This window comes from Sphingomonas sp. LY29, from assembly GCF_035593985.1.
In the GTDB taxonomy this organism is placed as follows: Bacteria; Pseudomonadota; Alphaproteobacteria; order Sphingomonadales; family Sphingomonadaceae; genus Sphingomicrobium.
The window spans coordinates 539,174-554,655 of sequence record NZ_CP141587.1; the positions used below are offsets into that span (position 1 = coordinate 539,174).

General features: G+C 57.4%; 7 protein-coding genes. 2 read left to right on the plus strand and 5 right to left on the minus strand.

Features of this window, described 5'->3' with window-relative positions; all coding sequences use genetic code 11:
- Window positions 1-254: 254 nt before the first annotated feature.
- Entirely contained in the window at window positions 255-908 is a 654-nt protein-coding gene (locus SH584_RS02660) for a class I SAM-dependent methyltransferase (protein WP_324808339.1), read from the plus strand.
- A gap of 121 nt (window positions 909-1,029) precedes the next feature.
- Here the strand turns inward: SH584_RS02660 and SH584_RS02665 are convergent, their stop codons facing one another.
- Entirely contained in the window at window positions 1,030-1,905 is an 876-nt protein-coding gene (locus SH584_RS02665; RefSeq protein WP_324808340.1) for a sterol desaturase family protein, read from the minus strand.
- A gap of 645 nt (window positions 1,906-2,550) precedes the next feature.
- On the opposite strand from SH584_RS02665, the gene SH584_RS02670 reads away from it, so the two are divergent.
- The gene (locus SH584_RS02670) at window positions 2,551-5,373 is read left to right on the plus strand and encodes a Calx-beta domain-containing protein (RefSeq protein ID WP_324808341.1); all 2,823 of its coding nucleotides are present in this window, start codon (window positions 2,551-2,553) and stop codon (window positions 5,371-5,373) included.
- A gap of 50 nt (window positions 5,374-5,423) precedes the next feature.
- Here the strand turns inward: SH584_RS02670 and SH584_RS02675 are convergent, their stop codons facing one another.
- From SH584_RS02675 to SH584_RS02690, 4 genes are all read right to left on the minus strand, one after another.
- On the minus strand, window positions 5,424-7,052 hold the full coding sequence (locus SH584_RS02675; protein WP_324808343.1) for an asparagine synthase-related protein: 1,629 nt from the start codon (window positions 7,050-7,052) through the stop codon (window positions 5,424-5,426).
- Between the two features lie 383 nt (window positions 7,053-7,435).
- Window positions 7,436-7,786: an excalibur calcium-binding domain-containing protein gene (locus tag SH584_RS02680; RefSeq protein ID WP_324808345.1), complete on the minus strand. Its 351-nt coding sequence runs from the start codon at window positions 7,784-7,786 to the stop codon at window positions 7,436-7,438.
- A gap of 226 nt (window positions 7,787-8,012) precedes the next feature.
- Entirely contained in the window at window positions 8,013-10,085 is a 2,073-nt protein-coding gene (locus SH584_RS02685; RefSeq protein WP_324808347.1) for a response regulator, read from the minus strand.
- Window positions 10,082-15,355 carry a HAMP domain-containing protein gene (locus SH584_RS02690; protein WP_324808348.1) on the minus strand — a complete coding sequence of 1,758 codons (5,274 nt, stop codon included), beginning with the start codon at window positions 15,353-15,355 and terminating at the stop codon, window positions 10,082-10,084. The genes SH584_RS02685 and SH584_RS02690 overlap by 4 nt, the downstream gene beginning before the upstream one ends.
- Between the last annotated feature and the right edge of the window lie 127 nt (window positions 15,356-15,482).

Genomic DNA, 15,482 nt, shown 5'->3' on the forward strand with positions numbered 1-15,482 from the left:
CTGGTTTGGCATTTGAGCACGGTGAGATCTTAGGGTCTCAATTTACAGTCTTGCTTGCAATGCTTTTTGGGTGCCCCTGATGCAGCGCCCACCGTTCAACTTACTACTTTGCACATTTGCAGAATTGCAGACGCAAGCCCGCGTGAGCTCGGCAGGCCATAAATTCAGATCAGCAAATTCATATGCGTTTGATTGGGTTATTGATTGCAATAGCTCTCGAAGAGTAGGCCGCTAACAGGTTGGAGGAGCAACGCATGCTTGAAGGTCTCATTTTCGGTCGCTCCATCGCTGCCCGAAGAGCAGTGTTGCGCTCCCATTTTGACGTCCGCCGCCAGTTCGAGGAAATTGAAGAGAGCTGCATTCCCTCCTACGTGCATGCCAACCGTTTGGCCGCTTGGGTCGCCTGGCAGCGAAACAAAAAGGCGGGCGAGTTGTATCGGCGCTATGCGCCCGTCGGCCCCATCCTGGACTTTGGCGCAGCCACCGGTGAAGTCGGCCATCTAATCCCAAAACGTGGTCCGTATCTAATTATTGAGCAGGACGAAGCTCTGGCGCGGGCCTGTGAGCAATGGCAACAGGCCACCCGGACATCGCTCGAGAAGGCTCAAGCAGGCAGCTTTGCGGCGATCTTTGCGTTGGACTCGCTTGAACACAATGAAGACATTCCCGCCATCGTAGCGAAACTCGTTCCCTTGCTGCGATCCGATGGCGTGCTCATTCTTTCCGGCCCAACAGAGAGCGCCCTTTACCGGCTTGGGCGAAAGATCGCTGGCTTTTCAGGGCATTACCATCATTCAACCATATACGATATCGAGCGTATTGTGTCTGGGCATTTATCTCTTGTGAAAGCTCGTAAGGTGCCATTTGCGCCTGCCCTTTTCAGGGTCACGGTTTGGCGCCGCCCCTAATCCGCCCTAACGTCACGAAGTTCACACTGCTGCATCAGCTTGGGCGGCGGGGAACTCTGCCGGAGATGGAGAGCGATTTTAGGTTACGTTCGAAGGGTCGGTAGCCGCGCGAGAAACGGCATTACGCTTGGTCAGCAAGCGGCTTAGTTACACTCTCCTGGGGACCTTTAAATCCAAGTTCTTGAACCTGCGAGGGACACCAGATGTAGTCTGTCAGTCTTCGACGCTCGGGTAGTCCTGATACACCAGTGTCAGGCCACTCATCGCGCTCCGGGAAGTAAGCAGTGCCAAACAGCTGGTCCCAGATAGAAGATCGCTCTCCAAAGTTTTTATCGAAATGCCGTTCTTCGATCGAGTGGTGTATTCGATGGAGGCGGTTATCGACGAAAATGCGATTGAATATCCCTAAATGGATACGCGTGTTCGAGTGGATGAAGGCTCCTTGCAACCACATTAAAAACGCAAGAACTACAAAGGTCGGTGTATCCATACCGATAAGTACTGCCATCGGAAACGCCGCGAGAAACGTCCCAAAGATTGGATCAGTCCAGTGGTGATACGAATTTATTGCACTTAATTCTTCGATGGAGTGATGAACTGCATGAAAGCGCCAAAAGAATTTATGCTGAGCCCTGTGCTTCCAATAATGGAAGAAGTCTAGAATCGTCAGATTCACGATCGGCCACAGAACGTAATTGAATGGGCCCAATCCCGACGCAGCATAAAGAGTTTCGCCGTCAATCTTAATGAGCGGGAATAATTGCGAGTTTTCGAAGGTAAGTTTTAGCAAAAGGGCAGTCAATGCGAGAGATGCCAGATAGAATGGCCAAAACTTTATAGATGTAAGTTGCGATCGAGAAGAGAATGCTGTCCGCGGCGCCAACATCTCCACGAGACGCATCACACTGTGGGCTGTAACGACACTCACGATGAGGCCGAAGAGTCCCCACGCATAGTCCAGAATCACCAGCACCCCCTGTTCGACGTCCTCTTGCACTATACGGGATTGGTTAAGAAATTCGAGATAGATAAATCTTGGCAACTCGGAAGCTTGGTTGAGGCGAGCTGATATTTTCTCTGATCAAGAGCCCATTCTGACCGCATGAAGTGGATCGCCCCGTTCACTGCTTATCCGACTTCCGCTTGCGGACATCTGGGAGACCCCCTTCTCCAAGCACGACCAAATACCTACCGCCCCAGCCTGCTGCAACGTCATGGTAGATCAGAAGGTCTGAACGTTGACCAGCGGGTCGTCGGCTCGGGCACTCTTAGCACCTGCAAGGGCTTTACGGCTTCCGTGACGACTGGTTCGCGGCTGAACCGCAGCCGCCGTTTGCAACTAGGGATGCCGTGGCCTTTAGCCGATAGTAGAAGTGTCCGCTCTCCACCACTGCAGATTTCAATCACTTCGGGGGCGACGGATAAGCCCTGATTGCGGACACGAAGCGGCACTTCCTTTGCGACGGCGACGCCGTAGCTCACCTCTTACTCTACGGAATCCTGAGCTTCTGCAGTTTTGGTTGGCAGCCTCGTCCCAACCGGACCGATGGAATTATTGCTATTATTTTTCAGTACACCGGTTATCTATGGTGGATATCAGTTGCGTCGTGCCGTGGACGCACGACAACCGGCGGGGGGCTCAATGCGTAATATCGATCGTGGCGACCAATTCACTCATCAAAAGAGTCACGAGCGCTGGTTGCTCGAAGACGATGCTAGCGAAAACATATTCGCCGTCGAAGCGGAGGCTGTTCAGCTGGTTGCCGGCGATATTGCATTTACTGCCTACGAAAGCGACACATCGACGCAGAACGGAAAGTATTTTGAATTCGTTCTGCTCCGAGATGTCCCGAGTGGGACTTCGATCTGGTTTACGGACAATGGCTATCGCACCGACACGGGCACATTCCGCACGGCCGAGGAATTCCTCCGCTGGACTGCACAAACAGACCTTCCTGCCGGAACAAAGGTGTCGTTTCTCCTTGAGAACGATGGCGCCAACGCGGCAAGCGCAGAGTGGAGCAATGTTACATATTTCGGCACTGCTTCCAGCGTCGCGGCGCTTAACTTTGGTAATGCGGGTGACCAGATTCATGCATTTGTCGACCCCGTCTTCGGCACATTAGACAGCGTCGGCGGGACGGCCATTGCGTCGCTTGACGCGTCGACTGGGTATCAGAGTTCGTACACGGGTACGGGCCTTGCCACCTTGACGGGCCTGCCTTCTGGCCTGTCCGTCGGCTCGACCGCCATCGCCATGGGCAATTTCGACAATGGTAGGTACACCGGTTCATTAAGTGGCACGCCGGAGGAGATCCGCGCAGCCGTAAACAACGTCGCGAATTGGACGACCAACAATCTTTCAATGAACACGCCCGCGTTCACGCAAAAATTCGCGGGCGATATCGCGGAATATGTTGAGGGATCGACGGCTGTTGCGATTGACGTTGGCCAGGATCTGCTGCTCTTTGACGACAGCTTCAACATGAACAACGGCTCGCTGACGATCGCGATTTCCGGCGGCAAGTCGGCTGCGCAGGACGAGCTGGAAATTGCCTCAGGCGGGAGCGTCACAGTCACGTCGGGTAGCGTAAGCGTCAATGGGACAGTAATTGGCACAGTCGTCGGCGGTGGCGCCGGCGGTAGCGACCTCATCTTCACTTTCGCGACCACCGGGGTTACCGCGGCGGCCGTGCAGGAAGTCCTGCGTAGCATCACCTACCGCAATAGCAGCGATAGCCCGACGTCGGCGCAGCGCACGATCACCACCACGCTTCTCGATGGCGATTTCGCGAACAATAACGGTGCGGACACGATGATCGTGACGACCGCTGTTAACGTGACGGCTCTGCCCGAAGTGGCAATTTCCGACGTCTCGCAAAAGGAAGGTAACAGCGGGACGACTCTGCTGACCTTTACCGTCACTAGAACCGGAGGCCCGGACGCCTTCACGGTTGACTTTGCAACGGTGAACGGCACGGCCACGGCCGGCAGCGATCTGGTGGCGGCCGCCGGAACACTGAGTTTTGCTCTGGGCGAGAACGTCAAGACAGTCACTGTGACGGTCAATGGCGATATCCAGCTCGAGAGCGACGAAAACTTCACTGTCGTACTGAGCAATGCCACAGCCGGCACCGCCATAATCGACGGAAGCGCAAGCGGGACGATCCTCGACGATGACGCCACCGGCGACTCCGGTGATAACGTCCTGACGGGCACCGCTGGCGACGATACCTTCCTGCTTCAGCAGGGTGGCAACGACACTGTTTTTGGCCTCGACGGCAATGACGGATTTTACTTTGGCGGCGCTTACACGTCTGCGGATGTCGTGGACGGGGGTGCAGGCGCTCGCGATCAGATCGGTCTGCAAGGAGATTATAGCGGCGGAGTGACGCTGGGCAGCATAAACGATGTTGAATTGGTCGTGATGCTGTCGGGCACTGACGCCCGCTTTGGCGATACTGCCGGCAACCTTTATGACTATCGGATCACAACGACTGACGCGTCTCTCGCTGCCGGCAAAAATCTAGTTCTGCAGGGTAACACATTGCAGGCTGGCGAGGACTTTACCTTCAACGGTTCCGCCGAGACTGACGGCAGCTTTACCGTTTACGGTGGTTTCGGTGTGGACAACTTCACCGGGGGCTCCGGTGCCGCTGGGGACGGTTTCTTCTTTGGACAGGGACGGTTCGGAAGCAGCGACGTCATCAATGGCGGCGGCGGCCTCGACCAACTTGGTTTGCAGGGGAATTTCACCGGTGCCAACGCAATCACCTTCGGCGCGGCTCAGCTGACCAGCGTCGAATTCATCGTCCTCTTGAGTGCCGCGGACACCCGTTTCGGGGCGGCCGGCGGCACGGCGGCGTACCAGCTGACCATGAATGACCTGAACGTCGCGACCGGCCAGCAGATGGTCGTCTCGGCCAACACTCTTGCGATAGGAGAGACGTTCACGTTCAACGGCTCAGCCGAGACCAATGGCTCGTTCCAAATCTTCTCGGGCGCGGGCAACGACAGTATAACCGGCAGTCAAAATGCGGACGAGATCTACGGAGGAGTCGGCAACGACGTGTTAACCGGCGGTGCGGGCAACGACGTGATCGTCGGAGGTGCCCAAGGCGACACATTGACCGGCGGGGCTGGGAACGACGTCTTCCGTTACTTCGCGCTTACCGACTCGAACTCGACGGAACGCGATGGCATCCAAGATTTCAACAATGGCGATCTGATCGATCTATCGCGCCTCGACGCTAACAGCCTGCTGGCAGGCGATCAGGCTTTCACCTTCGTCGGCACGTCTGCCTTCAGCGGTATTGCCGGCGAACTACGATACGAGAATATCTCGCTTGGCGGTCCGATTTGGCTGGTCCAAGCTGACGTAAACGGCGACTCTATTTCCGACTTTGAAATCGTATTGGTGATCAGTCCTGCCGACGCGATCACGCCAAGCGACTTTTTATTCTAGGTCTTGATCGTTCAGCGACCACTCGACAGCGCATCGCCGCCAGGCGGAGGCTAACCAGCTTTCGCCTGAATGACGAAAGCGGCCAACGCTAAAGTGCGTGGGAATTCTATCCGGTAAAGGCGCTCGTCCTGCGGCGTGGGCCGCTCGAGTGTCGCAAGGCGGGTGGCCGCGGCGTCCAGCGCGGGCAGGTCAAGGAGACTGCTTAGCTCGGCATGGTCGTGAAATTCCGCGATCATGGCGCTCGCCTCGGCCCGGAAGGTGCGCATTCGGGGGATCCAATCCGCGGATTGGTATCCGCGCCGACGCTCTGACCAGTGACTGCGCGGCAGATGGTCGCGGGCAATCGGAGTAGCGATGCCACGAATGCCGCTGGCGTTGAGCAGCGATTCCGGCAGTCGCAAGGAAAATTCGACGAGGTGTCGGTCAGCGAACGGGTCCTGCAGCGCGAGCTGCCAGCGCTCCTCTATGCCTCGCAACAGGGCACCCGGATTCATGGAGCGAAGGACCTCAAGTCGGCGCTCCGCCCCGGAGAGATTGGTGCCCGGATCGTCCGCCACCGGCGCAACTTCGCGCAGGAAAATATCTGGCGACACAACCGGTCCGCACGGCCGAAGCCAAGACTTCGCCTGCGAGAGGAGTTTCCGCATTGGCGACAGATTGTCGCCGGCCATGCTGAAACTGAAGTTGCCGAACTGCGCGATCAGAAGCTTCGACGCTCCGGCAGCGCTAGCCACGTCCTGAATGCGACTGAACAATCCGTAGTTGAACGGGTTGGGCAACGGCTGTTGGTAGCGCGCGGCTGCATGTTTGAGCGGTTCGAATGGGCTTCCCCGGGCCTCAACACGCACATGCTCGACATTTCGTAGCGCCGCTGCCGTCAGCGAGGCGATTTTGCCTTCGTCCGATAGGCGATGCTCCATCGTCGGAAGCATCGCCATCTGTGGCACACCGGTGAGCGCCAGCAATCGGCTTCCTACTGGTCGCAGGTCCGCAGCCAAGGCGGTCACGACGCCGCTGTCGAGCCCGGCGCTCAGATGGCTCGCGAGGACGGGTCCGGGATCCGCCACGGCGCGGGCGACGGACGCCTTCAGCCTGGCGTTATACTCGGCTAGCAACTCTTGCGGCTCGCCGCTCTCTGGCCCGAGGTCAGGTTGCCACCACTGGCGCCGCTCTGCCGTTCGCCCGTCGAATGTGACGATTTCGCCGGGACGGACCTGACAGACGTGCGTGTAGAAGCTGCGTTCGGAAATGGGCCCGAAGCGGAGGTCGGTGATAATCGTCTCAAGGTCTGGACGACCTACCGCGGGATCGAGAGCTCCGAATGCGTCGGCTCGGGAGCTAAATGCGATGCCGCCGTTTTGCAGCACATAGAACAGGGGTTTGAAGCCCAGTGCGTCGCGCATCAGAAGAAGGCGGCGGCGGCTCTTGTCCCAGACGGCAATGGCAAAGGCGCCTGACAGGTCCCGCAGAAATGTTTCGCTCTGATCACGGAATGCGCGAAGCAAAGCGGGACTGCCGAGTTCCTTTTCCCCGCCGAAGCGCCTAGCCACGCCTTCGCAGGCAATGGCAAAGTATTCGTCTTCCGCAAATTTGAGGGCAAATGGGCCGGCGCCTGCGATCGCACATTCCGGCGCGTCCGAGGGAGTCGAATTGCTTACAATACCCGCCCCGGCAGCCATCCGCCGGACAAGATTGCCTGCTGCTTCGCAGTGCCAATCCACATAACCCAGCACGGGATGGAAGTATTAGCCTCGTCCGCCAGCCGACTCTGTCAGCTGCCGCGCGCGAATTGACCCTCGGGACTGACCGGATTTGGCCCGGCTTCCGCGCTCCCGGCGACGATGCGCCTAAGTACGGGCTTCACCCAAGGCTTCTTGCCTCCATTTGCCTGTCGCGCTTCCTGCAAGCTAATTCTCCGATCCTGCAACCAATAAATGCGTATAGTGTACTGGGAGGCTTGGGGACGGAGTGTCAAGTTTTGTCGGCGCACACACTTGCATAAGCCATTTCCCGCACCCGAAAGTCATCGTCCCAAAAAGGCATCCGCAAAGCCCACGACCGACTACCAACTGCGATGAGGCTCGCAAGCCGCACCATCCCTGTCCACGTCCAACTTTTCGCGGTAGCCAGGTTCGCCGAAGTTAATGGGAGCGACGCCAGCAGCTCGAGCGGCGGCGCAGTTTGGATAATATACGTCGGCGGGCTGGGCGTTTTCGAGACCAACGCCGTCTGAAGGCGTCATGAGACTCAGGATCACGGACGGCGCCTTGTCGGTGGTGAGCAAGCCTAACGCCGTCAGTAGAGTAACCCCTATCACCGCCGTGAGGATCGCTTGCCGATTGATGGCATTCGGACTTCTGTGAGGCTTCCGATGCTGGCCTCGGTCTCGACTGAACGGTGTATTATTTCTCATGGCCCGACAAATAAGACGAGTTAGTAAATACACTCTCAAACAGATTTGCGCGCGAACGGAGTGCGAAGACCGCCCGTCCGCTTTCCAACGCTAATCAGCCTTCGATCACCAACGTATTGAAACGTGCCCGATATCTCGATCAAGCCGAACTCAGACTTTCCGGGGTCAGACGTCAAACTCCCGCGCGAAAGCATTACTGGCGGTACCCCTGATATGACAATTTCGACTATGCCGGAGAATTTCCACCAGACTTGTCCGAATTTGGTTCAGACACAAGATTGATCGCAGCTGTGACAGCTTCGATTTCAAATGGTTTCAGCAGGACTGCCACATTCTCCGGTGTATCCAGCCCCGTATCGCCATCCGCGTAGCCAGTGACGATGATTGCCGGCAGGTCACTCCGACATTCCCGCATCCGTCGGATCAGTTCCAGACCGTTGAGATTGGGCATGGCGTAATCGGTGATGACGATATCGAAGTCTGATGGGGCCTGGCGGATAGCGGCCAAGGCATCCTCGCCACTGTCAAATTCCTTTACGCGATGCCCCAAATCTTCAAGCATGCCGGCAGTCGCCGTGCGGACTTCATCATGATCGTCGACAAGGATCACTCGGCAAGAAGCGCAGGTCTGTTGAAGCGTCTCATTCGCCCGCCCGTCCTTTTGGCGGACGTCGAGCGCGCGGGGGAGCCAGATCCTCGCCGCACTGCCCTTCCCGACCTCGCTCTCAATCTCAAACGTGCCGCCTGATTGCCTCGCGAAACCGTATACCATGCTGAGACCAAGGCCGGTCCCCTTGCCCAAATCCTTGGTCGTGAAGAATGGCTCCATGACCTTTCGTAGGTCTTCCCGGGAAATGCCGCAGCCTGCGTCACGCACCTCGAACAAGACGTAATCGCCCTCGGCCAATCCATCTGATAGGGTCTCAGCGGTCGTCTGGTTTACGATCGACACCGTAATCGGACCGCCGTCAGGCATCGCATCGCGGGCATTGATAATCAGATTCATCAGGGCGAGCTCAAGCTGTGATGCGTCGGCATAGCAATTCCAGACCTTGTCCGGAATTTCCCATGTGAGCGTAACGAGACCGCCAAGAGTGTGAGCCAGTAAGTCGTCGACCGCCGCCGCCAGGTCTGCCGGCTCAACATGGCCGGGCTGAAGCTGCTGGCGTCTTGCAAAAGCCAACAGTCGACTGACTAGATCACTTCCTTGATTGGCAGCACGCTTTGTCATCTGAAGAATTTTGAGGTGATCAGGCGCTAGATTCGCTCGGCGTTCGATCATTCCGAGGCCGCCCAAAACGGCAGCGAGCAAATTGTTGAAGTCGTGCGCAATACCGCCTGTGAGCTTTCCGATCGCGTCCATCTTTTGAGAATGGACAAGTTGGTCTTCAAGGCTCTTCCGCTCGCTAACATCTGTAAGCGTCCCCGCGAACTCCGTTGCAGTCCCTGCCGCATCGGTCAGCAGAATCGCCTGATCGAGGAAGTGACGGTATTTGCCGTCGGCACACTGCCAGCGATACTCCACGGAGAGCCGGCCCGTTCGATCGCGCTCTGCCACCGCGCTGAGGACGCGATCGCGATCCTCTTCATGTAGGCGCTCTGCCCATAGTTTTGGCTGTTCCAAGACATCAGCGAACTTGAACCCGGTTATCGCCTCGAAATTGCCGCTCACGAAATTGGGGCATCGAACGTCGCAACCTAAAGGTTCGAGATAGAGCACGATCGGCAGCGATTGAATGATCGCCGCCTGCCGCTCTTCGGCACGGCGAAGCTCCTGTTCCGCCCGAAGGCGTTCGGCGTTCGCCCGAAGGGCGGTATCGAGCAGCTTTTGCTCTTGCGCCGCCTTTCGTTCGATTTCCTTGGTTTTGGCGAATAGGTCGACAAACACCGCTACCTTGGAACGAAGCACGACTGCGTCGACGGGCTTGAAGACGTAATCGACTGCGCCCATCGCGTAACCGCGCATCGAATGTTCGGTCTCTTTGTTAACGGCCGACAGGAAGACGATAGGAATTCGCTTAGTCTGCTCGCGTTCTCTTATGATCTGTGCAGTCTCGTACCCGTCCAAGCCCGGCATGAAAACGTCGAGCAGAATGACGGCGAACTCGCCCTTCAAAAGTTGTCGAAGAGCCTCTTCGCCGGAGTTCGCAACGACGACCTCGCCGATGTCCTCGAGCACCGTCGAAACTGCAAGCAGATTGCGCTCGTCGTCGTCGACGACGAGGACCCTTGGCCGAGGAAGCGTATGCTCTACCGTCGGTTGAGATTGCCGGTCAGTCGAGTTCACTGATTCATTCATGCGTTTTCGCTTGCCGGCACTTCCCGCGCTTCACGAAAGCGTCGAACCCAAACCCTCAGAAGCGCGAGAAGCAACTCGATGTCGACCGGCTTTGCGATATAATCGGACGCACCGGCATCAAGGCACTTCTGTCGGTCCTCCTTCATCGCCTTCGCGGTCACGGCGATCAGCGGCAATTGAGCGTGAGAGGGACGACTGCGGATCTCCTGCATCGTTTGATAGCCATCCATTTCAGGCATCATGATATCGATCAGCGCGACGTCAATGTCCCGTTGGCTTTCAAGAATCTCGATCCCTTCTCGTCCGCGTTCTGCATGAACGACGGTTACGTCGTAACTTTCCAGCACGCTTGTCAGCGAGAAAATGTTGCGAATATCGTCGTCGACAATGAGAACCTTGGCACCGCCCAAGATCTTGTGATCTTCCGAACGTGCTGGTGACGCCAGCGCCTTGCGAGCTTGCGCGATTTTGCGTTTCGGTCGGCCATCATTGGCAACCTTAAGCAGGCCCGTGAAAATCTTCTTCAACTGGCGCTCGTCCGCGGGCTTGGTCGTCACCCCCGATGCACCCATCGCCTTTGCGGCCGACGCTTTGTCGGTACCGGTAATAACGTGTACCGGAAGATCGGCCGTATCGTGATCATGCCGTAAGAGATCCAACAGAACTAGGCCGTCGATATCGGAAAGATTGAGATCCAGCGTCAACGCCGTCGGCCTTAGTTTCCGAGCCATCTGAAGCGTGCCCGCGCCCGCGGTCGAGACAACCCCTTTCATGCCGACGCTCCGTGCGGCGTCGAGAAGAATTGCGGCGAACGTCGGATCGTCTTCAACGATCAATACGAATGGTTCTTGACCCAGGATGTCGCGATCGTCGGCGACTTCAAAGCCAGTTGGAAGTGCGGTCGGAACCACGGCGCCGCTGTTCTCGAAACCAGCCGAGGAGCGACTTATTCCCGAGCCGACCTTCGTTGTGCTGGCCGGCTTGAGTGGGATGAAGAGCGTGAATGTCGATCCCGAGCCCGAGGTTGATTGAACCTTAAGCTCGCCGCCAAGTAGGCGGGCAATTTCGCGACTGATCGACAGGCCGAGACCAGTCCCGCCGTATTTGCGACTTGTCGTACCGTCTGCCTGTTGGAAGGCCTCGAAAATTAGCTTCTGCTTGTCATCCGGGATGCCGATCCCCGTGTCGATAACCGAGATTGCAACGGCCTCGTCACCGGGCTTTAGGATTGGATGACTGCTGCTCCATCCCGACTGCACTATCTCGACATTCAGCGTGACACTGCCGGACGCCGTAAATTTGAACGCGTTCGACAGTAGATTGAGAACAATCTGCTGCAGACGCTTTTCGTCAGTCCGAATGGCGCTTGGCAAGCGAGGATCAAGCCGGACGTCGAAGTGGAGCCCCTTATCGTTCGCAAGCTGCCGGAAGGTCCGCTCCATGTGTTGCCGAAGGGACGTGATTGGCATGTCGCCGATGTCGATGGTCACCGTTCCAGACTCGATTTTGGACAGGTCAAGAATGTCATTGATGAGGCTTAGAAGGTCGGCGCCTGCGGAGTGAATCGTACGGGCGAAGTCGACCTGCTTCTCATTGAGGTTTCCGTTCGGATTGTCGCTGAGGAGCTTGGAGAGGATGAGCAGGGAATTAAGCGGCGTCCGCAGCTCGTGGCTCATGTTTGCCAGGAACTCCGATTTATATTTCGAGGTTAGCGCAAGTTGCTCCGCTTTCTCCTCAAGCGCGCCGCGCGCCCTTTCGATCTCCAAGTTCTTTGCTTCTACCTGCTTCTTTTCATTCTCGAGAGCGACTGCTTTCTCCTGAAGCTCCTCGTTGGTATTGTGTAGCTCCTCCTGCTTGGTGGTCAGCTCGGTCTGGCGCGCCTGCAGTTCGTGCGTGAGAAGCTGAGATTGTGCGAGCAGGCCTTCGGTCCGCATGGTCGCAGCAATCGTGTTCAGAACGATACCAATCGACTCCATCAACTGATCAAGAAAGCTTTGGTGCGTTTCGTTAAATTCGCCGAACGAAGCGAGCTCGATCACGGCCTTCACTTCGTCCTCGAACAACGCCGGCATAATATTGACGTTAGCGGGTTGCGCGTGACCCAGCCCCGAGCCGATACGGATGAAGTCGGGAGGCGAATCTTTAAGGAGGATTGGGCGCTTGTCCGCAGCGGCCTGACCCACCAGTCCCTCGCGAAGCTTGAACCGTTCTTTCAGCTCGTCGGTCCGCTCGGCGCCGTAACTAGCCACCAGTTCGAGCGTCGTTTCTTCCGCATCGGGATTTGTGACGTAAAAGACTCCGTATTGCGCGTTCACCAACGGCGCCAGTTCAGACATGATCAGGTTCGATACGGTCGCCAGATCGCGCTCGCCCTGAAGCATTCGGCTGAAACGGGCGAGATTGGTCTTGAGCCAGTCTTGCTCGGCGTTCTTAAGCGTCTGATCCTTAAGATTGCCGATCATCTCGTTAATGTTGTCTTTGAGCGAGGCCATTTCGCCTGAGGCTTCAACGGCGATCGATCGAGTGAGATCGCCCTTTGTCACCGCGGTCGCAACCTCGGCAATCGATCGCACTTGGTTCGTCAGGTTCGCTGCCAACTGATTGACGTTGTCCGTCAAATCGCGCCACAGGCCAGCGGCTCCCGGCACGCGGGCCTGACCACCCAGTCGACCTTCGATGCCGACCTCTCTCGCCATATTGGTGACCTGGTCGCCGAACGTCGACAGCGTGTCGATCATGAAATTGATGGTTTCCGCCAGTGCCGCGATTTCGCCTTTTGCGTCGACCGTCAGCTTTCGCTTGAGATTTCCTTGCGCGACAGCCGTTACGACCTCGGCGATACCACGCACTTGGTTGGTCAGGTTGGTCGCCATCAAGTTCACGTTGTCAGTCAGGTCCTTCCATGTGCCGCCGACGCCGGGAACTTGGGCCTGCCCGCCAAGCTTGCCCTCCGTACCAACCTCGCGGGCCACACGAGTGACTTCCGACGCGAAGCCGTTGAGCTGATCGACCATGACGTTGATCGTGTCTTTGAGGGCAAGGATCTCGCCCTTTACATCGACGGTGATCTTGCGCGAGAGGTCACCTCGAGCAACCGCGGTCGTGACGTCAGCAATGTTGCGAACCTGGCCGGTGAGATTGTCCGCCATCAGGTTCACGTTATCGGTCAAATCCTTCCACGTGCCGGCGACATCCTGTACCTGCGCTTGACCTCCAAGCTTTCCCTCAGTGCCAACCTCTCTCGCCACGCGGGTCACTTCAGACGCAAAGCTGTTCAGCTGATCCACCATCGTGTTGATGGTGTTCTTGAGCTCAAGAATCTCACCTTTCACGTCCACGGTGATCTTCTTGGAAAGGTCACCCAGCGCAACTGCGGTCGTCACTTCGGCAATATTGCGCACCTGGCCTGTAAGGTTCGCCGCCATCGCATTAACATTGTCGGTCAGATCCTTCCACGTGCCGCCCACCCCGGGCACCTGCGCCTGGCCGCCAAGCTTCCCTTCGGTGCCCACTTCGCGGGCAACACGAGTAACTTCGGACGCAAATCCGTTCAGCTGATCGACCATGACGTTGATCGTATTTTTGAGCTCGAGGATTTCGCCCTTCACGTCGACGGTAATCTTCTTGGACAAGTCGCCGCGCGCCACCGCGGTTGTGACTTCGGCGATGTTGCGGACCTGCCCAGTCAGATTACCCGCCATTAGGTTCACGCTGTCCGTTAAATCAGCCCAAGTGCCGCCGACGCCCGGAACCTGAGCCTGCCCGCCAAGCTTACCTTCTGAGCCCACTTCACGCGCCACGCGGGTCACTTCGGACGCGAAGCTGTTGAGCTGATCGACCATCGTATTGATGGTGTTTTTTAGCTCTAAAATTTCGCCGCGAACGTCCACAGTGATCTTCTTTGACAAGTCACCGCCGGCGACCGCTGTCGTCACCTCGGCAATGTTGCGCACCTGGCCGGTAAGATTGCCGGCCATCAGGTTCACGCTGTCTGTCAGATCCGCCCAAGTGCCCGCGACGCCTTCAACCTGTGCCTGACCGCCGAGCTTGCCTTCAGATCCGACCTCGCGCGCAACGCGGGTAACTTCGGACGCAAAGCTATTGAGCTGATCGACCATCGTGTTGATGGTGTCTTTGAGTTCGAGAATTTCACCGCGCACGTCGACCGTGATCTTCTTCGAAAGATCGCCCTTTGCGACCGCCGTCGTGACCTCGGCGATATTACGGACCTGGCCCGTAAGATTGGCCGCCATCAAGTTCACGTTGTCAGTCAAATCAGCCCAGGTTCCGGCCACGCCCGGTACCTGAGCCTGTCCCCCGAGCTTACCTTCGGTGCCCACTTCGCGAGCGACGCGGGTCACTTCCGACGCAAACCCGTTGAGCTGATCGACCATCACGTTGATCGTGTTTTTGAGCTCGAGGATTTCGCCTTTCACGTCGACGGTGATCTTCTTAGACAAGTCGCCGCGGGCAACCGCCGTCGTCACTTCCGCGATGTTGCGAACCTGGCCCGTAAGGTTGTCGGCCATCAGGTTCACGTTGTCGGTCAAATCCTTCCAAGTGCCTCCGACGCCTTCGACCCTGGCTTGACCTCCAAGCTTGCCTTCGGTGCCCACTTCACGGGCGACGCGAGTAACTTCGCTTGCGAAGGCATTGAGCTGATCCACCATTACGTTGATGGTGTTCTTCAACTCAAGGATTTCGCCGCGCACCTCCACGGTGATCTTTTTGGACAAGTCGCCCCGAGCGACCGCCGTGGTCACCTCGGCGATGTTGCGAACCTGGCCGGTGAGGTTGGTGGCCATCGCGTTGACGTTATCGGTCAAGTCTTTCCAGGTGCCCGCGACGCCCCTCACCCTGGCCTGGCCACCGAGCTTGCCTTCGGTGCCCACCTCTCGCGCAACGCGGGTTACCTCCGATGCAAAGCTACCAAGCTGCTCGACCATGGTATTGACGACCTTGCCGATGCGTAGAAACTCGCCACGCAGTTCCCGGCCGTCGATCTCGACGGCCATCGACTGGGAAAGGTCCCCCTTGGCGACCGCGCCGATGACTCTGGCAACCTCGGTCGTCGGCTGCACCATGTCCTCGATCAGCTCGTTGACTGCTCTGAGCTTTAAGTCCCACCCACCGGCCGCGCCGCGAACATGAGCGCGCTGACTGATCTTGCCTTCCTTGCCGACCACAATGGCAAGCCGCTCGAATTCCTTGGTGATAGACTCATTCAGGTCGACGACCTCGTTGAAAAGGCGCGCGACTTCTTCGTCCACACCGTCTCCACTCTCAGGCATCCGGACGGAAAAGTCGCCCTTTCGTAGAGCCCTGAGAGCGTGCAGCAGTTGTTTGCGATCTAGCGTCGGGGGCAATAGCGAATGAGTCACTTGATACTCCAACGGG